The following is a 19,490-nucleotide window of genomic DNA, read 5'->3' on the forward strand; positions in this document are numbered from 1 at the left end:
TCAATATTCTCATCTCTGTACATCAGGCATCCGCCTGATTTATTTCTCTTTCTTTCATTTATGGACAGGCAAGAGGGTAATATGTCGCAACAAACTGAGAAGAATAATCATTATCTTTTGAGTAACTGGAAACCGGAAAACCCCGCATTCTGGGAAAATAAGGGTAAGCCGATAGCGCGACGAAATTTGGTTATCTCCGTGGCTTGTTTACTTCTGGCGTTCTGTGTCTGGATGTTATTTAGCGCGGTGGCGGTGAATCTGAATAAGGTGGGATTTAATTTCAGCACCGATCAGCTGTTTATGTTAACCGCTCTGCCTTCGCTTTCCGGGGCGATATTACGCGTTCCCTACTCCTTTATGGTGCCTATATTTGGCGGCCGCTACTGGACGGTATTAAGCACCGTTATTCTGATTATTCCCTGCGTGTGGCTGGGGATTGCGGTGCAGAATACCGCTACTCCCTATTCGGTGTTTATCATTATCGCCCTGCTGTGCGGCTTTGCCGGGGCTAATTTTGCCTCCAGCATGGGTAACATCAGCTTTTTCTTCCCTAAATCGAAACAGGGCAGCGCGCTGGGCATTAACGGCGGGCTGGGCAACCTCGGCGTCAGCGTCATGCAGATGGTCGCCCCGGTGGTGATTTTCCTGCCGATGTTCACCTTCCTTGGGGTGCACGGCGTGCCCCAGGAGGATGGCTCCACTCTGTTCCTGGCAAACGCCGCCTGGATCTGGGCCCCGCTGCTGCTGCTGGCAACCGTAGCCGCATTTTTTGGCATGAACGATATCGCCAGTTCGAAGGCGACCATTGCCAGCCAGCTGCCGGTGCTCAAGCGCCTGCACCTGTGGCTGCTGAGCCTGCTCTATCTGGCGACCTTCGGGTCCTTTATCGGCTTTTCCGCCGGCTTCGCCATGCTGTCGAAAACCCAGTTCCCTGACGTCAACATCCTGCATCTGGCCTTCTTCGGCCCGCTGATTGGCGCCCTGGCGCGTTCGGCAGGCGGGGTGATCTCCGACAAGCTCGGCGGGGTACGCGTCACGCTGGTGAACTTCGTCTTTATGGCGGTGTTTAGCGCCCTGCTGTTCCTCACCCTGCCTGGCTCCGGTTCCGGCAGCTTTACCGCTTTCTATCTGGTGTTTATGGGGCTATTCCTCACCGCCGGGCTGGGGAGCGGCTCCACCTTCCAGATGATTGCTGTCATTTTCCGGCAAATCACCCTCTATAGAGTAAAACTGCGTGGCGGCACGGAGGAGCAGGCCCAGAAAGAGGCGGTTACCGATACCGCCGCAGCGCTGGGCTTTATCTCGGCCATTGGCGCCGTCGGCGGTTTCTTTATCCCGAAAGCCTTCGGCACCTCGCTGGCGCTAACCGGCTCCCCGGTCGGCGCGATGAAGGTCTTCCTGGTGTTCTACATCGTCTGCGTGTTCGTCACCTGGCTGGTGTATGGCCGCCGGCAGAAGCACGTCAAATCATAACGATATTCAATATTTTGTGAGCAGTGTAACCCCGGGGTGGTGCGTCGCCCCGTCAGGAGAAACGTCATGAGTAAATTGTTGGATCGCTTTCGTTATTTCAAACTAAAAGGCGACACCTTCGCCGATGGACACGGTCAGGTGATGCACACCAACCGCGACTGGGAGGACAGCTATCGCCAGCGATGGCAGTTCGACAAAATCGTGCGATCCACCCACGGCGTGAACTGTACCGGCTCCTGTAGCTGGAAAATCTACGTCAAAAACGGGCTGGTGACCTGGGAAACCCAGCAAACCGACTATCCCCGTACCCGCCCTGATTTGCCCAACCACGAGCCGCGCGGCTGCCCGCGTGGGGCAAGCTACTCCTGGTATCTCTACAGCGCCAACCGGCTGAAGTATCCGCTGGTGCGTAAAAAGCTGATTGAGCTGTGGCGCGAGGCGCTGGCCCAGCACAGCGATCCGGTGCTGGCCTGGAACGCCATCCAGAATGACCCGCAAAAGAGCCAGAGCTATAAGCAGGCCCGCGGCCACGGCGGGTTTGTCCGCTCCAACTGGAAAGAACTAAACCAGCTTATCGCCGCCGCCAACGTCTGGACCATCAAACACTATGGCCCGGACCGGGTAGCAGGCTTCTCGCCGATCCCGGCGATGTCGATGGTCTCCTACGCGGCAGGCACCCGCTACCTCTCCCTGCTGGGCGGCACCTGTCTGAGCTTTTATGACTGGTATTGCGACCTGCCGCCTGCGTCACCCATGACCTGGGGCGAGCAGACCGACGTGCCGGAGTCTGCCGACTGGTACAACTCCAGCTATATCATCGCCTGGGGCTCGAACGTGCCGCAGACCCGTACCCCGGACGCCCACTTTTTCACCGAGGTGCGCTACAAGGGCACCAAAACCATCGCCATCACCCCTGATTTTTCGGAAGTGGCCAAGCTCAGCGACCAGTGGCTGGCGCCGAAACAGGGGACCGACAGCGCCTTAGCCATGGCGATGGGCCATGTGATCCTCAAAGAGTTCCACCTGGATAACCCGAGCGACTACTTCCTCAACTATTGCCGCCGCTACACCGACATGCCGATGCTGGTGATGCTCGATCCCCGGGAGGACGGCAGCCTGGTGCCCGGCAGAATGCTGCGCGCCTCCGACCTCGCCGACGGGCTGGGGGAAGCCAACAATCCGGAGTGGAAAACCGTCGCCTTTACCGCTACCGGCGATCTGGTGGTGCCGAACGGCTCGATCGGCTTCCGCTGGGGTGAAAAAGGCAAATGGAACCTTGAGCCGCTGGCGGCAGGCCAGGAAACCGAACTGGCGCTGACGCTGCTGGGCACCCACGACGGCATTGCCGGGGTAGCCTTCCCCTACTTTGGCGGCAACGAAAATCCGCATTTTCGCAGCGTGAAGCAGGAACCGGTGCTGGTGCGCCAGCTGCCGGTAAAAACGCTGTCTCTGGCGGATGGTCGCCAGCTGCAGGTGGCCAGCGTTTACGACCTGATCCTCGCCAACTATGGACTCGACCGGGGGCTGGAGGATAGCCATGCGGCCAAAGATTACGCCGAAATAAAAGCCTACACCCCGGCATGGGGCGAGCAGATCACCGGCGTGCCGCGTCGTCACATCGAACAGATCGCCCGGGAGTTTGCCGACACGGCCCATAAAACCCACGGGCGGTCGATGATCATCCTCGGGGCCGGGGTGAACCACTGGTATCACATGGACATGAACTACCGCGGGATGATCAATATGCTGGTCTTCTGCGGCTGCGTGGGCAAAAGCGGCGGCGGCTGGTCGCACTATGTGGGCCAGGAGAAGCTGCGCCCGCAAACCGGCTGGCTGCCGCTGGCCTTTGCCCTCGACTGGAACCGTCCGCCGCGTCAGATGAACAGCACCTCGTTCTTCTACAATCATGCCAGCCAGTGGCGCTATGAAAAACTCACCGCACAGGAGCTGCTCTCCCCGCTGGCGGACACCTCGCAGTTTACCGGGCATCTGATCGACTTTAACGTGCGGGCCGAGCGCATGGGCTGGCTGCCTTCCGCGCCGCAGCTTAATCTCAACCCGCTGCACATTAAGGCCCAGGCCGATGCCGCAGGTATGTCGCCCCAGGAGTACACGGCCCGGGCGCTGAAATCCGGCGATATCCGCATGGCCTGCGAGCAGCCGGACAGCGGCAATAACCATCCGCGCAACCTGTTTGTCTGGCGCTCAAACCTGCTCGGCTCCTCCGGCAAAGGCCACGAGTACATGCTCAAATACCTGCTGGGCACCGAAAACGGCATCCAGGGCGACGAGCTCGGCAATACCGATGACGTGAAGCCGGAAGAGGTGGAGTGGCAGACCGCCGCCATTGAGGGCAAGCTGGATCTGCTGGTGACGCTCGACTTCCGCATGTCCAGCACCTGCCTGTTCTCGGATATCGTCCTGCCCACCGCCACCTGGTATGAAAAAGACGACATGAATACCTCGGACATGCATCCGTTTATTCATCCGCTTTCCGCTGCCGTGGATCCGGCCTGGGAGTCCCGCAGCGACTGGGAGATCTACAAAGGTATCGCCAAAGTCTTCTCGGAGGTGTGCGTCGGGCATCTGGGCAGCGAAACCGACGTGGTGTTGCAGCCCCTGCAGCATGACTCCCCGGCGGAGCTGTCCCAGCCGTTCGACATTGCCGACTGGCGCAAAGGCGAATGCGATCTCATCCCCGGCAAAACCGCGCCGAACATCGCCGTGGTCGAGCGTAACTATCCGGAAACCTATGAGCGCTTTACCGCCCTCGGCCCGCTGCTGGACAAGCTCGGCAACGGCGGGAAAGGCATTTCGTGGAATACCCAGGACGAGGTCGATTTCCTCGGCAAGCTCAACTACGTCAAGCTCGACGGCCCGGCGAAAGGCCGCCCGCGCATTGAGACGGCGATTGACGCCTCGGAAGTGATCCTTGCCCTCGCCCCGGAAACCAACGGCCAGGTGGCGGTCAAAGCCTGGGAAGCGCTGGCGGAATTTACCGGTCGCGAGCACAGCCACCTGGCGCTGAACAAGGAAGACGAGAAGATCCGCTTCCGCGATATCCAGTCTCAGCCGCGCAAGATTATCTCCAGCCCCACCTGGTCCGGCATTGAGAGCGAGCATGTCTCCTACAACGCCGGGTACACCAACGTGCATGAGCTGATCCCGTGGCGCACCCTCTCCGGTCGTCAGCAGCTGTATCAGGATCACCTCTGGATGCGCGCCTTCGGTGAAAGCCTGGTGGCGTATCGTCCGCCGATTGATACCCGCAGCGTCAGTCACATGCGCGAGATCCCGCCGAACGGCTTCCCGGAGAAGGCGCTGAACTTCCTCACCCCGCACCAGAAATGGGGCATTCACTCCACCTACAGCGAAAACCTGCTGATGCAGACCCTGTCGCGCGGTGGCCCGATAGTCTGGATGAGCGAAACCGACGCCCGGGAGCTGGGCATTGAGGATAACGACTGGATAGAGGCTTTTAACGCCAACGGCGCCCTCACCGCCCGTGCGGTGGTGAGCCAGCGCGTGCCGCCGGGAATGACCATGATGTACCACGCCCAGGAGCGCATTCTGAACATTCCGGGTTCAGAGGTGACCGGACGGCGCGGCGGGATCCACAACTCGGTGACCCGCGTCTGCCCGAAACCGACCCACATGATTGGCGGCTACGCCCAGCTGGCTTACGGCTTTAACTACTACGGCACCGTGGGCTCTAACCGTGACGAGTTCATCATGATCCGCAAAATGAAAAACATTAACTGGCTGGATGGCGAAGGTCGGGATCAGGTACAGGAGGCTAAAAAATGAAAATACGCTCACAGGTCGGCATGGTAATGAATCTCGACAAGTGCATCGGCTGCCACACCTGCTCGGTGACCTGCAAAAACGTCTGGACCGGACGCGAAGGGATGGAATACGCCTGGTTTAACAACGTCGAAACCAAGCCGGGCATCGGCTATCCGAAAAACTGGGAGGATCAGGTGCAGTGGCAAGGCGGCTGGATCCGCGGCATCTCCGGCAAGCTGACCCCGCGTCTGGGCGGCAAGCTGGGCGTACTGGCGAAAATCTTCGCCAACCCACAAATGCCGCAGATTGACGACTACTACGAACCCTTCACCTTCGATTACCAGGATCTGCATCGGGCCAAAGAGAGCGAACATCTCCCCACCGCCCGCCCGCGCTCGCTGATTGACGGCAAGCGCATGGACAAGATTAAGTGGGGGCCAAACTGGGAGGAGCTGCTCGGCGGCGAGTTCGAGAAACGCGCCCGGGATCGCAACTTTGACAAGATCCAGAAGGAGATGTACGGCCAGTTCGAAAACACCTTCATGATGTATCTCCCGCGCCTGTGCGAGCACTGCCTGAACCCGAGCTGCGCGGCGACCTGCCCGAGCGGGGCCATTTACAAGCGCGAAGAGGACGGCATTGTGCTGATCGACCAGGACAAATGCCGCGGCTGGCGCCTGTGCATCAGCGGTTGCCCGTACAAAAAGATCTACTTCAACTGGAAGAGCGGTAAATCGGAAAAATGCATCTTCTGCTATCCGCGTATCGAATCGGGCCAGCCTACCGTTTGCTCCGAAACCTGCGTTGGGCGTATCCGATATCTCGGCGTGCTGCTGTATGACGCAGACCGTATCGAAGAGGCCGCCAGCACCGAGCATGAAACCGATCTCTACGAGCGGCAGTGCGACGTGTTCCTCAACCCGCACGACCCGGCGGTGATTGAAGAGGCGCTGAAACAGGGGATCCCGCAGAACGTCATCGAGGCGGCCCAGCGCTCCCCGGTCTACAAACTGGCGATGGACTGGAAGCTGGCCCTGCCGCTGCACCCGGAATACCGCACCCTGCCAATGGTCTGGTACGTGCCGCCGCTGTCGCCGATCCAGTCCTACGCCGACGCCGGTGGCCTGCCGCAGACCGACAGCATTCTGCCGGCGGTGGAGAGTCTGCGCATTCCGGTGCAGTACCTGGCGAATATGCTCAGCGCGGGCGACACCGGTCCGGTACTGCGCGCTCTGAAGCGCATGATGGCGATGCGCCACTACAAGCGCTCGCAAACCGTGGAAGGCGTGACCGATACCCGCGCCATTGAAGAGGTGGGCCTCAGCGTGGAGCAGGTGGAGGAGATGTATCGCTATCTCGCCATCGCCAACTACGAAGACCGCTTCGTGATCCCGACCAGCCACCGGGAGATGGCCCGCGACGCCTTCCCGGAACGCAACGGCTGCGGCTTTACCTTTGGCGACGGCTGCCACGGCTCCGACACCAAATTCAACCTGTTCAACAGCAGCCGCATCGACGCGATCAACATCACCGAGGTGCGTGAACACGGGGAGGGAGAGTAATGCAGATCCTCAAAATTATCGCCCTGCTGATTGAGTACCCGGACGAAGCCCTGTGGGAGAGCCGCGACGAGGCGATTGCCCTGGTGGCGCAGGACGCGCCTCAGCTGCTGCCCTTTGCAGAGCACTATCTCACCGCCCCGCTGCTCGACAGGCAGGCAGCCTGGTGCGAGGTATTCGAGCGCGGACGCGCCACCTCACTGCTGCTGTTCGAACATGTGCATGCCGAATCGCGGGATCGCGGCCAGGCGATGGTTGACCTGATGAACCAGTACGAGCAGGCCGGACTGCAGCTCGACTGCCGCGAGCTGCCGGATCATCTGCCGCTTTATCTGGAGTATTTAAGCATCCTGCCCGACGCGCAGGCCCGGGAGGGGCTGCAGAACGTCGCGCCGATCCTGGCCCTGATTGGCGGACGACTCAAACAGCGCCAGGTGGCGCAGTATCAACTGTTTGATCTCCTGTTGACACTCGCGGGCAGCCGCTTATCCAGTGACAGTGTCACGCAGCAGGTGGCGGGTGAAAAACGGGATGACACTCGCCAGGCGCTGGACGCGGTCTGGGAAGAGGAGCAGGTGAAGTTTATAGAAGATAACGCCACGGCCTGCGACAGCTCGCCGATGCAGCAATATCAACGACGCTTTAGCCAGGACGTCGCGCCCCAGTATGTGGACGTCAGCGCCGGAGGCCCAAAATGACACACCATCTGAACGTCTTTTTCTTCGATATTTACCCCTACATCTGCGCCGCGGTCTTTTTCCTCGGCAGCTGGCTGCGGTATGACTATGGCCAGTACACCTGGCGCGCCTCCTCCAGCCAGCTGCTGGACAAGCGCGGCATGAACTGGGGATCTAACCTGTTCCACATCGGCATTCTGGGGATATTCTTTGGCCATCTGTTCGGGATGTTAACCCCACACTGGATGTACGCCTGGTTCCTGCCGATGGCGGTAAAGCAGCAGCTGGCAATGATTGCTGGCGGGATCTGCGGCGTACTGACGCTGATTGGCGGCTCGATGCTGCTCTACCGCCGCCTGTTTAACCAGCGGGTGCGGGCTACCTCTACCACGCCTGATATTGTGATCATGAGTATCCTGCTGACCCAGTGCGTGCTCGGCCTGACGACGATTCCCTTCTCGGCGCAATATCCGGACGGCAGCGAAATGCTGAAGCTGGTCGGCTGGGCGCAGGGGATCTTCACCTTCCAGGGGGGATCGTCTGAGATGCTGACCGGCGTGGCGTTTATTTTCCGCGTCCACCTGGTGCTGGGGATGACCATCTTCCTGATTTTCCCCTTCACCCGGCTGGTACACGTCTGGAGCGCGCCGTTCGAGTATATTACCCGGCGTTATCAGCTGGTGAGATCCCGAAGATAACCCTCAGCCACGCCGGGTGGCGGAGGTAAAAGCAAAACGGCAACCCCGCTGCCGTTTTTGATGTTTGCACCCTCTCCCTGTGGGAGAGGGTTGGGGTGAGGGCATCAGACCGCACAACAACGCCGGGTGGCGGCTGCGCCTTACCCGGCCTACAAAAGCGTACCACACCGTAGGCCGGGCAAGCGCCAGCGCCGCCCGGCGTTGCAGGCTATTTCCCCGCCTGCGGATGGGTTTCAAACCCGGCCATCACCGCCGTCAGTTCCGCCAGTGAAAAGCCGTGCTTCGGATCGTCCACGCCCAGGCCAAACCGTTCCTGCATCAGCTGATACAGCGCCGCCGCATCAGGTAAATTAATCTGCTCCACCGCGTGGCCGTCCTGCCAGTGAGTAAAGTGGAAATTGGTCAGCGTCAGTTTGCCGCCATCCGGCAAATGGCGACACATCAGCAGATGATGGCGGAAATGGGACTGCGGCCAGTGTGCCGACCAGAAGTTACCCATCACGTAATCGGCCTGATATTGCGCGGCGAGATCGAAGTGGTACATTGCCTGCCAGTGCTCGTGATGGCGGAACTGCAGCACCCAGTCGCTGCCGTCGTTGATAAGCCGGTACAGCCCGTGGGGCGTCGCCTGTTCCTCATCGGCAACCAACCGAATCGGCGCGGTTAACGTCTGCCCGCCGAAGCCGACATCGGCAATCCAGTGTTCGCCGTCCAGCTCCACCAGCAGCAGGCGATGGGTGCGCGGCGGCATGCTGGGCGGATTCGCCAGCACCACCCGCCCCAGCAGGCTGCGCACGTTAAAGCCCCCCTCACGCAGCGCCCGCTCAAACAGACCGTTCTGTTCAAAGCAATACCCACCACGCCGGGCGGAGACCAGCTTATCCACCAGGGCTTGATCGTCGAGCTGGATCTCGCGGGGCAAAACGACATCGATATTTTCAAACGGAATGGCGCCGTTGTGATGCAGGTGCAGCCCCCGCAGGGTGGCAATATCTACAGAAAGCGGCTGCTGCCAGCCGATACGGTCACAATACGCAGTCAAAAACGGGGTCATAGGCGGTATCCTTGTACAGTTCTTCCTTGTTTATAAACTATATTTTTGCGGGCACTGTGACAAAAGTGCTTTTTTAGCTGCGCGACGTGCGCTGCATGATCCCGAGCGCCGTTAACATCAGTACCAGCCCGGTGAGCAGCGTCAGGGTCGCCATCGCCATCCCCTGCCCGACCGATCCCTGCTCAAACTGCCGCCAGATAAACACCGACACGGTCTGCGTACCCGCCGGGGCCAGCAGCAGCGAGGTGACCAGCTCACGCGAGGCGATGGCAAACACCATTAGCATCGCCGCCAGCATCGCCGGAGAAACCAGCGGCAGCACGATAAAGCGCAGCGCCTGCAACGCAGAGGCGCCATGTACCCGCGCGGCCGGCTCAAGGTTACCCCCCAGCTGACGCAGCGCGCTGCTGACATAGCGCACCGGCCACGGCAGCAACAGGCAGCAGTAGGACAACAGCAAAATCGCCCAGCTGTTATAGGGCGTAACCGGCCAGAACGGACGGTTCCACAGCAGGATCAGCCCCACCCCGACCACCACGCCCGGCAAAGCAGCAGGCATCAGGGACAGCGCATCCAGTATCCCGCGCCCTTTGATCTTCTGCATCACCACCAGCCAGGCGGCCAGCAGGCCGAGTGCTCCGGTGATACAGGCCGCCCCCAGCGCCAGCGACAGGCTGGTGCCCAGCGCCGACAGCGCATCCCCGTGCTGGCTGAACAGCGCCGCATAGTGCCCGGTAGTCATGTTTTCGAGCTTCACCCCGCCGGACAGCGTTCCCAGTACGCCGGACAGCGCCATCGACGCCCCCGGGAGGATCACCGCGATAAACCCGGTCAGTGCCATAAGAACCACAACCGGCAGCGTAAAGACCCCGGCACTGGCACCCATATTCTCCGTCGGTTTGCCGGTAATGCTGGTCACATCCTGATGACCGGTCAGTTTTTTCTGTAGCCACCAGGCGCTGAGTGCGATAGCCACCAGCACCACGGAAAGCATCGACGCTCCTGAGAGATCGATCGGCCAGTCGGCGAGTTTTTTCTCAATATCGGTGGTCAGCATCAGAACACCAGCACGGGTGCCGAGCGCGGCGGGCACGCCAAACTTTTCAATCGCCAGGGTGAAGGCCAGCAGCATCCCCGCCGCCAGCGAGGGCGAGAGCATCGGCAGCGTGATATGCCAGAACGCCCGCGCGGGGCTGGCTCCGTGTACCCGCGCCACCAGCGCCAGACGCTGCCCGCTCGCCAGCAGGCTGCGCGAGACGGCAAAATAGACCACCGGGAAGATGTTCAGGGCCATCACCAGCACAATACCGGTTTTGCTGAACAGCAGATCGTTGAGATTAATACCGGTAAGCTGTTGCAGATAGCCGTTGGTTTGTAGCACCAGCATCCACGACAGCGCGGCGATATAGGGCGGGGTTAAAAACGGGATCAGAAACAGCAGATCCCACAATCGGGGCAGCGGCAGGTTGAACAGCCCACGCGCCACGCCGAGGGGAAAGCCGATCAGCGCACTCACCAGCGCCACGCCGAGGGCAATTTGCAGCGTGCCGCCCAACATGCCCGGCAGGTGCGGCTCTGCCAGCAGGGTGCTGATGCCGCTAAACGCCCCGGAAAACTGCCCGGCGCTGAACTGCGGAAACACCGCCTGTAGCAAAATAAAGGTCAGCGGCAACGCCACCAGGATCAGCAGAAGCCCCAGCGTCGTCACCGATAAATATTTAGGATTCACAAAGCAGTCCTGAAGACGGGGTTGCCCCCGTCAGATGATTATAGGGTGTAGAGCGCGTTGAAACGCTTGAGGATGTCGCTGCGCTCGCTGCTTCCGTCGCTTTTGGTTGGCAGGATTTTCAGGTCGTTAAGCAGCGGACGTTTCGCCTGCACATCGTCGCGGGCAGGCATCAGCCAGGCATCGGCCACCATCGCCTGGCCTTCTGGCGACAGAACGTAATCCACAAAAGCTTTAGCATCGTCGGCGTGCCGGGTGGATTTAAGGATCATCATCGGACGTGGAGCAATGACCGTGCCGCTCGCCGGGAAGATCACCTTCAGGGACTCACCCTGGCTGATATTGCCGTAGGAGACATAGTCTACCGCGCCAAACACCGCCGCTTTGGCTCCCTGCATGACCGGCGTAACCGCCTGCGCATTCGGGCCGCTCACCACCATGCCGTTCTTTTTCAGCGCATCAAACAGGCTCCATGCGTTGTCGCCCATGCCGTTTTGCAGCCCGATCAGCAGATCCAGCGAGGCGCCCGACAGCGCCGGGTCCGGGGTGGTGACTTTATCCTTAAAGGCGTCGGTGGTCAGATCGCGCCACTCTTTGGGTTCCGGGGTGCCGCTTTTGGTGTTCCAGACGATGCCCAGCGCCGAGACGCCCTGGGCGACAAAATCGTCTGATTTCAGGTCCGCAGGCACGTTAGCCGCGTTCGCGCTCTGGTACGGCAACAGCCAGCCACGGTTGTGCAGATCTTCTGCGGTATCCCATGACGCCGAGATCAGGATATCGGCCTGCGGGTTGGCCTGCTCCGCCTCGAGGCGGGCCATCACTTTGCCGGTGGTGGCCTGGAAGATATCCACCTTCACGCCGGTTTTCTTTTCAAATCCGCTGGCCAGGTTTTTGGCGAGCGACCCCGGCCCCGCGGTGTAGACGGTCAGCGCGTGGGCGCTGGACATCATAACGGACGATAACGCCATGGCTAACAGCACTCCTTTTTTAACGGACATTGCAGCTTTCATGCGAACTCCCCTGAGGTTGTAATCAAACGATCGGCAGCGACGCTGCCAGCAGACAAATGCACAATGCGATCGGCCAGAATTTCAGCTTCCCGGCGGTCGTGGGTGACATAGACGGCGGTGGTGCCGAGCTGGCGCAGCAGCGTGGCCATCTCATGACACAAGGTGCCTCGCAGCTCGCTGTCGAGGTTGGAGAGCGGCTCGTCAAACAGCAGCACCCGGGGCTCAGCGACAATTGCCCGCGCCAGCGCCACGCGCTGTTGCTGCCCGCCGGAGAGCCCGGCCGGTTTGCGATCGGCAAAATCGCTTAAGCCGACGCGCGCCAGCGCTTGCCCCACGCGGCTGTCGCGTTCCTGACGCGGAACGTTGCGCATTTTCAGCGGGAACATCACATTCTGCGCCACGGTCATGTGGGGCCAGAGGGCGTAATCCTGAAACACCATGCCGATGTCCCGGGTTTCCGGTGGCAAGGCCCATCCGCTTTTCGCCACCAGGCGATCGCCAAAATGGATCTCCCCCTGTGCGGGCTGGGTTAACCCCGCCAGCAGACGCAACAGGGTGCTTTTGCCGCATCCCGATGGCCCCAGCAGCGCAACCACGCTACCCGGCTCGATATGCAGATCGATTTGATTCAATACGGTATTCGCGCCAAAAGCGTACGACACGCCTTTAAGCGATATGGAAGTGAGCATTTTGTTATCCTCTTTGGGATTTAATGTCCGCCACTGTAGGCAGCTTGTGTGACGAATAAATGACGCAAATGTTGCGTATTGATTTCTGATGGCTTTCAGGCGTTTAATGCCTGCACCTGTCCTGCGAGGAAAATCTATGAGCCCCTTCCGCCCCGTTGAGTTAATGCACGCCAGCCGCCTGTTGAATCACGGCCCGACCATCCTGATCACCAGCCGCGACGACACCCTTGACCGGCGCAACGTGATGGCCGCCGCCTGGTCGATGCCGGTGGAGTTCGATCCGCCGCGCATCGCCATTGTGGTAGATAAAAGCGCCTGGTCGCGGGAGCTGATTGAGCGCAGCGGCATGTTCGGGATCGTCATTCCCGGCGTGGCGGCGACCAACTGGACCTGGGCAGTGGGTAGCGTCAGCGGGCGGGATGAAGACAAATTCAACTGCTACGGCATTCCGGTCATCAATGGCCCGGTGCTGGGCCTGCCGGTGATCGAAGAGAAGTGCCTGGCGTGGATGGAGTGCCGTCTGCTGCCCGCCACCTCAGCGGCGGAAAAGTATGACACCCTGTTCGGCGAAGTGGTCTCTGCCGCAGCGGATGAACGGGCGTTCGTGGCCGGACGCTGGCAATTTGACGACGATAAACGCAACACCCTGCACCACCTCGGCGCGGGGACCTTTGTTACCAGCGGACGGCAGGTTAAAGCCCCGGGTCAGTAAGGTTTATAGGGGATCCGCATCCGGTCCAGCAGATTGGTAAAATCCTGCACCGCGATAAACACCACTGCCCCTTCGCCGGGAATGACGTTGGTGATGATCCCTACCGTCTCTCCGGTCAGGCTGTCGATTACCGGCCCGCCGGACATACCGGAGACCGCCCCCGCCCCGGTGATCACCCCGTAGTAGCAGCCGTTGCGCTTAACAAAGCCGTCGATCCTGCCCCGGCTGGATTTGGGCAGGCTGTTGATAGCGCTGTAGCCGAACAGGGTGACGTTGCGTCCGGCCCGGGCGTAAGCCAGCTGATGCACTATCTTGCCGAGATTATTATCGGCAATCACCGCCACATCGCAGACAGGGTGCTGGGCTTTGACTGGCTTAAGCAGCGGCACCGCAACGTGCGCGGCGGTGAGCGACAGTTGGCTAGAGACCGGAAAAGTGGTGCCCTGCATGCCGGCCACAAACCAGTTCAGCGGTGCTGGCAGGCCGATAAAAACCATGTCCGCCTGTTTAGTGGCGGCAAAGTCGGTTTTGCTGGTGCCGGACATCACCACGCACCCCAGCAATAACAGGGGTGCGAGTAATACGGCGAGAACGAGATGCAGGCGCGTCATGGTTCGCCTGGTCTCTATTTTTTCGCACGTCCGGCGATGATCTCATCGGCCACAATGCGCGGCGCTTCGGCGTAGTGGTGAAACTCCATGCTGTAGGTCGCCCGCCCCTGCGACATTGATCGCAGCGTGGTGGCATAACCGAACATCTCCGCCAGCGGCACGTCGGCGCGGATAATCTGGCTGCCGAACTGCTCCTCCATCCCCTGCACCAGCCCGCGGCGGGACGAGAGATCGCCCATAATGTTGCCGGCGTACTCTTCCGGGGTTTCTACCTCTACGTGCATCATCGGCTCCAGGATCACCGGGTCGGCCTTGCGCGCCGCGTCCTTAAAGCCAAAGATCGCCGCCATGCGAAACGCCATCTCCGAGGAGTCGACGTCGTGGTAGGAGCCAAAGGTCAGGGTGGCTTTGATATCCACTACCGGATAACCTGCCAGCACGCCGCTGTTCATCGCCTCGCGCAGCCCCTTCTCCACCGACGGAATGTACTCCCGCGGCACCACGCCGCCTTTGGTGGCATCCACAAACGCAAAACCGCTGCCCGGCTCCTGCGGTTCGAGACTCAGCACCACGTGGCCGTACTGCCCTTTCCCCCCGGACTGGCGGACAAATTTGCCTTCGATGTCGCTTACCGCTTTACGGATGGTCTCCCGGTAGGTCACCTGCGGACGGCCAATGTTGGCTTCCACGCCGAACTCGCGCTTCATGCGGTCAACGATGATCTCCAGGTGCAGCTCCCCCATCCCGGAGATAATGGTCTGCCCGGACTCTTCGTCGGTATGCAGGTGGAAAGAGGGATCTTCCGCCGCCAGACGATGCAGGGCAATGCCCATTTTCTCCTGGTCGGCCTTGGTTTTTGGCTCAATGGAGAGCGAGATCACCGGGTCCGGGAACTCCATCCGCTCAAGGGTAATCACCGCATTGGGGTCGGTCAGGGTGTCGCCGGTGGTGACATCTTTCAGCCCCACACAGGCGGCGATATCCCCGGTGCGCAGCTCTTCCACGTCGTGACGGTCGTTGGCGTGCATCAGTACGATGCGCCCGATGCGCTCCTTCTTGCCTTTCACCGGGTTAAACACAGCATCGCCTTTCTTCAGCACCCCGGAGTAGACGCGGATGAAGGTCAGCTGGCCGACGTAGGGGTCGGACATCAGCTTAAACGCCAGCGCCGAGAAGGGTTCGTCGTCGTTGGGGTGGCGCTCGGCGTGCTCTCCTTTTTCATCCACACCGTCGATGGCGGGTACGTCGAGGGGGGACGGCATCAGCTCGATAACCGCATCGAGCATTCGCTGTACGCCTTTGTTTTTAAAGGCGCTGCCGCACAGCATCGGCTGGATCTCCCCGGCAACCGTGCGCTGGCGCAGGCCGCGAACGATCTCCGCTTCTTCAAGGTCGCTGGTTTCGAGGTACTTATCCATTAACTCGTCGCTGGCTTCCGCCGCCGCAGAGACCATTTTTTCCCGCCAGGTGCGTGCCGTAGCCAGTAACGCCTCCGGTACCGGGGCATAGCTGAAGGTCATCCCCTGAGTGGCGTCATCCCAGACAATTGCCCGCATATGAATAAGATCAACCACCCCGGTGAAGTGATCTTCGGCGCCAACAGGGATCACAATCGGCACCGGGTGGGCTTTCAGCCGGTCGATCATCATCTGCACCACGTGGAAGAAATCGGCTCCCGGGCGGTCCATTTTATTGACGAAGGCAATGCGCGGTACCCGGTATTTGTTGGCCTGACGCCAGACGGTTTCCGACTGCGGCTGCACGCCCCCCACAGAGTCGTAGACCATTACCGCGCCGTCCAGCACCCGCATGGAGCGCTCCACTTCAATGGTGAAATCGACGTGGCCGGGGGTGTCGATAATATTGATGCGGTGCGGCTCAAACTCGCGATCCATACCGGACCAGAAACAGCTCACCGCCGCCGAGGTGATGGTAATGCCCCGCTCCTGCTCCTGCGCCATCCAGTCGGTGATCGCCGCGCCATCATGGACCTCCCCCATCTTATGGCTCACTCCGGTATAGAACAGGATGCGCTCGGTGGTGGTGGTTTTACCGGCATCAATATGCGCCGAGATACCGATGTTGCGATAACGTTCGAGAGGAATGGGCCGGATCATGATGCATCCTTCTTTAATGGACATGAAAAGCACGCGCCGGATTAGCGCGTGAGGGTCTGTAGATCAGTGTAGTGCCCTGTGAACAGGGGGACGGGTGATTCTGCGGTGATTGTACTGTGAACATTTCAACGCCAGGAGTTCGATGCAGGCTAGCCCGCATGAATCAACGTTGTTTAAACGAATAAAAAAACCTTATTTATTTTAGGGATCAATGTTTTTGCAAATTAACCTTAATGTATGTAGGCCTTTGCGTGTATCAACTAATTAAAGGATTACACAAATGGCAATTCCAGCTTACTTATGGATGAAAGACGATGATGGCGCTGATATTAAAGGATCGGTTGATGTTAACGATCGTGAAGGAAGCATTGAGGTGCTGGGTTTTAGTCATGGATTACACTTACCGACTAATAATTGTACGGGTAAAATCACCGGAACGCGCTTACATGCGCCATTAACATTTCAGAAAGAATTTGATTCTTCAAGCCCATATATCTACAAAGCTGTTGCAAAGGGGCAAACACTTAAAAGCGTAGAAATAAAATGATATAAAATTAACTACTGAGGGAAAGAAGAAGAATACTTCAATATGTTACTTGAGAACGTTAAGGTTATTTCAATTTTCCCCATGATGCACGATTGTAAAAATCCAGCAACTTAAAAGCATAATCATCTGGAAGCGGTCTCCTTACGATATGAGAAAATCACATGGAAAAATTGTGATGGGAATGTCATTTTCTCGGATAGCTGGAATGAACGATGATCCAATGCACATTTCACCTAAATGGCAATCAATTAAGTAACCTGAGCTGCCCCGGAATAGGTTTTTTCCCTGCTTATTCTGGTACAGGCACATCACGCAACAATGCGGATGATATTACATTCATTGGGCATGTAGAAAGAGGACACTTTCGTTTACACCCTACAGGTTATAAAGGTGTCAGTGAAGGTTGTATTACCTTGCCGCGTCTATCAGATTTTATGCTGTTACGTGATGCGTTGCTTAAAACGCCAACCATACAAGTAACATCCTCATTAACTGCTTTCGGTACTATACAGGTGTATTAATGAAGCCAATGCATTACGTGTTATTATGGATTGGGGAAGCGCTGCTATACACCCTGGTGTTAGCGGCCTTATTTTTACTGATACCAGAAATGAAAGCCTATAGTTTGGTGAGAATGTTTACAGATGTCATCCCTGGTGATACATGGGATAAATATTATTTTCTTTCCCTCTGCATTGCATCATTACTCATCGTAGCCATCATTGTTTATATAAGTGCATCATTGAAAAAGAGATAAAACCAACACCCTTATAGATATTAACTATAAGGGTGTTTTGCGAATATCACAATCTAATAACTCTTCGATAAAAACGTTGACCGAATTAAATTCAGATATTCATTTTCATGCCAGATACTCTAAGCATTAATAAGTAAATTTTTTGTCTTCAAAGTAATACATCGCCCTGCTCTGTCCTCAGCCAGCGCGGAGCTTTCACCCTGTCACTAAAATAACTCACCAGTTCAAGCAGCAAATCTTCAATAACGCGCTGCTGCTCGCTTGTCAGCATGCCACTCATTGTTAGTTGAGTGAGTTCCTGGCAGTACCGGCACAGAGTATCGGTTTCTGGCTCGAACACCGGGAGGTGAGTGGGCAGCGTATCAGTGGTCAACACATCAACCATTTCCGGCGGAATGGGCTCGTTAAGCGTCGGTATCAGCAGCGAGAGGCTGGTAGACAGCCGTCCGCACAGAGCCAGTTTATCTCGGGGATCGTCGGCTTCTACCATTGCTTCAACGTAACGTTCGCAGTTATCTGCAAGCTCGATGAATCGGTAAGATGGTTGAAGGGTCTGGTAATTAATGCGTGAATTGGGGTTAGGGTCGTAGCCATATTAGCAACCTCACTAAGTGATTAATTTACATCACCACAGGAAAGGCTAATCTCGCTGGTGGTGAACTGAACGGAGTTAGCCTTACCGGCCTTAGTGACACCGGCGCGCTTTGCAGCGCCCCCGTCCAGCCCACCATTGAGGTGTAGCAGGTCGCACGGCGCAAATGAAGCTTTGCGCCGTCACTAAGGTTGCAGGAGGCTAATCCCAACGCCTGATTTTGCAGGCGCGACAAGAAGATACTGCGATACAGTCGAGACGGCAAGAGGCATTCCCGGAAGCAGCCTCGCAAGTCGTTGAAAAAACGCCGGGTGGCGGCTGCGCCTTACCCGGCCTGCGGTTATGTCTGATGTCAAATTTTGGCCTGATTGACACGTTCGGACAGCGCCTGGTGACTCTCTTTACGTTCGCTATAGCGATCAGCAAGATAGCCGGTATGCCCTTTCAGGAGCAGCGTAATCTTGAACAGCTCCTCGGCGACATCGACAATGCGATCGTACCAAGAGGAGGGTTTCATACGCCCGTTCTCGTCAAATTCCTGCCAGGCTTTTGCCACCGAAGACTGATTCGGAATGGTGAACATTCGCATCCATCGGCCCAGAATGCGCATCTGGTTTACGGCGTTGAAAGACTGAGACCCTCCGCAGACCTGCATAACGGCCAGGGTTTTACCCTGGGATGGGCGAACCGCACCTTCGCTTAAGGGGATCCAGTCAATCTGCGCTTTCATGATCGCGCTCATCGCGCCATGCCGCTCCGGGGAGCTCCAGACCATGCCATTGCACCATCTTACCAGCCCGCGTAGCTCGACAACTTTAGGGTGCATTTCCGGGGCATCATCCGGGAGGGGCAATCCGGAGGGGTTAAACATTTTCACCTCAGCACCCATCGCAGTCAGCAGACGACCTGCCTCCTCAGCGGCAAAGCGGCTGTAGGACCGCTCTCTTACCGAGCCGTACAGGATCAGAATGCGTGGCGCTTCATGGAGATCCAGACGTTCAGCGATCCGGTGATCAAAGCAGTCAATGTTCAGGGCGGGAAACTCTTCCATTTTTTCTCCTTCAGAGAGAACAGATGATTTCAAACTTAATATATATGATTTAACATATGTATATTCTAAGCGTATCGGAGTGGGAAATGCTACAGCCTGTTCAGCTTTTCAAAATACTGTCGGATGAAACCCGACTGGCGATCGTCATGCTTCTCAGGGAATCCGGGGAGTTATGCGTGTGTGATATCTGCGGGGCAACTGCGGAATCGCAGCCAAAAATATCCCGACATATGGCGATATTACGCGAAGCAGAGCTGGTTCTCGATCGCCGGGAGGGTAAGTGGATCCACTATCGTCTGTCGCCGCATATGCCCGCATGGGCAGCGGAGACAATCACCACTTCCTGGCACTGCCTGCGGGACGATGTGCGCGGATGGCTGGCACAATCAGGTTGCTCACCCTGCTAATATATATACTTAAACAAATATAAT

The 19,490-nt window shown here is 58.0% G+C and carries 16 protein-coding genes and 2 pseudogenes; 10 read left to right on the plus strand and 8 right to left on the minus strand.

Features of this window, described 5'->3' with window-relative positions; all coding sequences use genetic code 11:
• Positions 1-81: 81 nt before the first annotated feature.
• From MXM41_RS01965 to narI, 5 genes are all read left to right on the plus strand, one after another.
• Positions 82-1,473, plus strand: coding sequence for a NarK family nitrate/nitrite MFS transporter (locus MXM41_RS01965; protein WP_325929574.1), 1,392 nt, complete (start codon positions 82-84; stop codon positions 1,471-1,473).
• Positions 1,474-1,539: 66 nt separating this feature from the next.
• On the plus strand, positions 1,540-5,280 hold the full coding sequence (locus MXM41_RS01970) for a nitrate reductase subunit alpha (RefSeq protein ID WP_325929575.1): 3,741 nt from the start codon (positions 1,540-1,542) through the stop codon (positions 5,278-5,280).
• Positions 5,277-6,821: a nitrate reductase subunit beta gene (gene narH, locus MXM41_RS01975; protein ID WP_325929577.1), complete on the plus strand. Its 1,545-nt coding sequence runs from the start codon at positions 5,277-5,279 to the stop codon at positions 6,819-6,821. The genes MXM41_RS01970 and narH overlap by 4 nt, the downstream gene beginning before the upstream one ends.
• Positions 6,821-7,516, plus strand: coding sequence for a nitrate reductase molybdenum cofactor assembly chaperone (gene narW, locus MXM41_RS01980; RefSeq protein WP_325929579.1), 696 nt, complete (start codon positions 6,821-6,823; stop codon positions 7,514-7,516). The genes narH and narW overlap by 1 nt, the downstream gene beginning before the upstream one ends.
• Entirely contained in the window at positions 7,513-8,193 is a 681-nt protein-coding gene (gene narI / locus MXM41_RS01985; protein ID WP_325929580.1) for a respiratory nitrate reductase subunit gamma, read from the plus strand. The genes narW and narI overlap by 4 nt, the downstream gene beginning before the upstream one ends.
• 208 nt (positions 8,194-8,401) lie before the next feature.
• Here the strand turns inward: narI and nhoA are convergent, their stop codons facing one another.
• The 4 genes from nhoA to MXM41_RS02005 form a co-directional block, all read right to left on the minus strand.
• A complete protein-coding gene (gene nhoA / locus MXM41_RS01990; protein ID WP_325929581.1) occupies positions 8,402-9,247 on the minus strand; it encodes an N-hydroxyarylamine O-acetyltransferase in 846 nt (281 codons plus the stop codon).
• 73 nt (positions 9,248-9,320) lie between these two features.
• Positions 9,321-10,976 carry an iron ABC transporter permease gene (locus MXM41_RS01995; RefSeq protein ID WP_325929582.1) on the minus strand — a complete coding sequence of 552 codons (1,656 nt, stop codon included), beginning with the start codon at positions 10,974-10,976 and terminating at the stop codon, positions 9,321-9,323.
• Between the two features lie 38 nt (positions 10,977-11,014).
• A complete protein-coding gene (locus MXM41_RS02000; RefSeq protein ID WP_325929583.1) occupies positions 11,015-11,983 on the minus strand; it encodes an ABC transporter substrate-binding protein in 969 nt (322 codons plus the stop codon).
• Positions 11,980-12,672 carry an ABC transporter ATP-binding protein gene (locus MXM41_RS02005; RefSeq protein ID WP_325929585.1) on the minus strand — a complete coding sequence of 231 codons (693 nt, stop codon included), beginning with the start codon at positions 12,670-12,672 and terminating at the stop codon, positions 11,980-11,982. The genes MXM41_RS02000 and MXM41_RS02005 overlap by 4 nt, the downstream gene beginning before the upstream one ends.
• A gap of 136 nt (positions 12,673-12,808) precedes the next feature.
• On the opposite strand from MXM41_RS02005, the gene MXM41_RS02010 reads away from it, so the two are divergent.
• Positions 12,809-13,384, plus strand: a complete 576-nt coding sequence (locus tag MXM41_RS02010) for a flavin reductase family protein (RefSeq protein WP_325929586.1) — start codon at positions 12,809-12,811, stop codon at positions 13,382-13,384.
• Here MXM41_RS02010 and MXM41_RS02015 read toward each other — a convergent pair.
• Positions 13,378-13,995 (minus strand): hypothetical protein, encoded by a 618-nt coding sequence (locus MXM41_RS02015; RefSeq protein WP_325929587.1) that lies wholly within the window; start codon positions 13,993-13,995, stop codon positions 13,378-13,380. The genes MXM41_RS02010 and MXM41_RS02015 overlap by 7 nt on opposite strands.
• Before the next feature lie 14 nt (positions 13,996-14,009).
• Positions 14,010-16,112, minus strand: coding sequence for an elongation factor G (fusA, locus tag MXM41_RS02020; RefSeq protein WP_325929589.1), 2,103 nt, complete (start codon positions 16,110-16,112; stop codon positions 14,010-14,012).
• 280 nt (positions 16,113-16,392) lie between these two features.
• Between fusA and MXM41_RS02025 the strand changes: the two are divergent.
• The 3 genes and pseudogenes from MXM41_RS02025 to MXM41_RS02035 all read left to right on the plus strand — a co-directional run bounded on the left by MXM41_RS02025 (position 16,393) and on the right by MXM41_RS02035 (position 17,416).
• A pseudogene (locus tag MXM41_RS02025) lies at positions 16,393-16,875 on the plus strand (Hcp family type VI secretion system effector).
• Positions 16,872-17,180, plus strand: a complete 309-nt coding sequence (locus MXM41_RS02030; protein WP_325929590.1) for a tlde1 domain-containing protein — start codon at positions 16,872-16,874, stop codon at positions 17,178-17,180. The pseudogene MXM41_RS02025 and the gene MXM41_RS02030 overlap by 4 nt, the downstream one beginning before the upstream one ends.
• Positions 17,180-17,416 (plus strand): hypothetical protein, encoded by a 237-nt coding sequence (locus MXM41_RS02035; RefSeq protein ID WP_325929591.1) that lies wholly within the window; start codon positions 17,180-17,182, stop codon positions 17,414-17,416. The genes MXM41_RS02030 and MXM41_RS02035 overlap by 1 nt, the downstream gene beginning before the upstream one ends.
• A gap of 148 nt (positions 17,417-17,564) precedes the next feature.
• Here MXM41_RS02035 and MXM41_RS02040 read toward each other — a convergent pair.
• Positions 17,565-18,010 (minus strand): annotated as a pseudogene (locus MXM41_RS02040) (hypothetical protein).
• Positions 18,011-18,360: 350 nt separating this feature from the next.
• Entirely contained in the window at positions 18,361-19,059 is a 699-nt protein-coding gene (arsH, locus tag MXM41_RS02045; RefSeq protein ID WP_325929592.1) for an arsenical resistance protein ArsH, read from the minus strand.
• 86 nt (positions 19,060-19,145) lie between these two features.
• On the opposite strand from arsH, the gene MXM41_RS02050 reads away from it, so the two are divergent.
• Positions 19,146-19,466 carry a transcriptional regulator gene (locus tag MXM41_RS02050; RefSeq protein WP_325929593.1) on the plus strand — a complete coding sequence of 107 codons (321 nt, stop codon included), beginning with the start codon at positions 19,146-19,148 and terminating at the stop codon, positions 19,464-19,466.
• Positions 19,467-19,490 lie beyond the last annotated feature (24 nt).

The sequence above is a fragment of the Leclercia adecarboxylata genome (genome assembly GCF_035787115.1).
GTDB lineage: Bacteria > Pseudomonadota > Gammaproteobacteria > Enterobacterales > Enterobacteriaceae > Enterobacter > Enterobacter adecarboxylatus_E.

Coding starts and splice junctions, on each gene's coding strand:
- MXM41_RS01965 (WP_325929574.1), top strand. CDS start 82: ATGTCGCAACAAACTGAGAAGAATAATCATTATCTTTTGAGTAACTGG.
- MXM41_RS01970 (WP_325929575.1), top strand. CDS start 1,540: ATGAGTAAATTGTTGGATCGCTTTCGTTATTTCAAACTAAAAGGCGAC.
- narH (WP_325929577.1), top strand. CDS start 5,277: ATGAAAATACGCTCACAGGTCGGCATGGTAATGAATCTCGACAAGTGC.
- narW (WP_325929579.1), top strand. CDS start 6,821: ATGCAGATCCTCAAAATTATCGCCCTGCTGATTGAGTACCCGGACGAA.
- narI (WP_325929580.1), top strand. CDS start 7,513: ATGACACACCATCTGAACGTCTTTTTCTTCGATATTTACCCCTACATC.
- nhoA (WP_325929581.1), bottom strand. CDS start 9,247: ATGACCCCGTTTTTGACTGCGTATTGTGACCGTATCGGCTGGCAGCAG.
- MXM41_RS02000 (WP_325929583.1), bottom strand. CDS start 11,983: ATGAAAGCTGCAATGTCCGTTAAAAAAGGAGTGCTGTTAGCCATGGCG.
- MXM41_RS02005 (WP_325929585.1), bottom strand. CDS start 12,672: ATGCTCACTTCCATATCGCTTAAAGGCGTGTCGTACGCTTTTGGCGCG.
- MXM41_RS02010 (WP_325929586.1), top strand. CDS start 12,809: ATGAGCCCCTTCCGCCCCGTTGAGTTAATGCACGCCAGCCGCCTGTTG.
- MXM41_RS02015 (WP_325929587.1), bottom strand. CDS start 13,995: ATGACGCGCCTGCATCTCGTTCTCGCCGTATTACTCGCACCCCTGTTA.
- fusA (WP_325929589.1), bottom strand. CDS start 16,112: ATGATCCGGCCCATTCCTCTCGAACGTTATCGCAACATCGGTATCTCG.
- MXM41_RS02030 (WP_325929590.1), top strand. CDS start 16,872: ATGATCCAATGCACATTTCACCTAAATGGCAATCAATTAAGTAACCTG.
- MXM41_RS02035 (WP_325929591.1), top strand. CDS start 17,180: ATGAAGCCAATGCATTACGTGTTATTATGGATTGGGGAAGCGCTGCTA.
- arsH (WP_325929592.1), bottom strand. CDS start 19,059: ATGGAAGAGTTTCCCGCCCTGAACATTGACTGCTTTGATCACCGGATC.
- MXM41_RS02050 (WP_325929593.1), top strand. CDS start 19,146: ATGCTACAGCCTGTTCAGCTTTTCAAAATACTGTCGGATGAAACCCGA.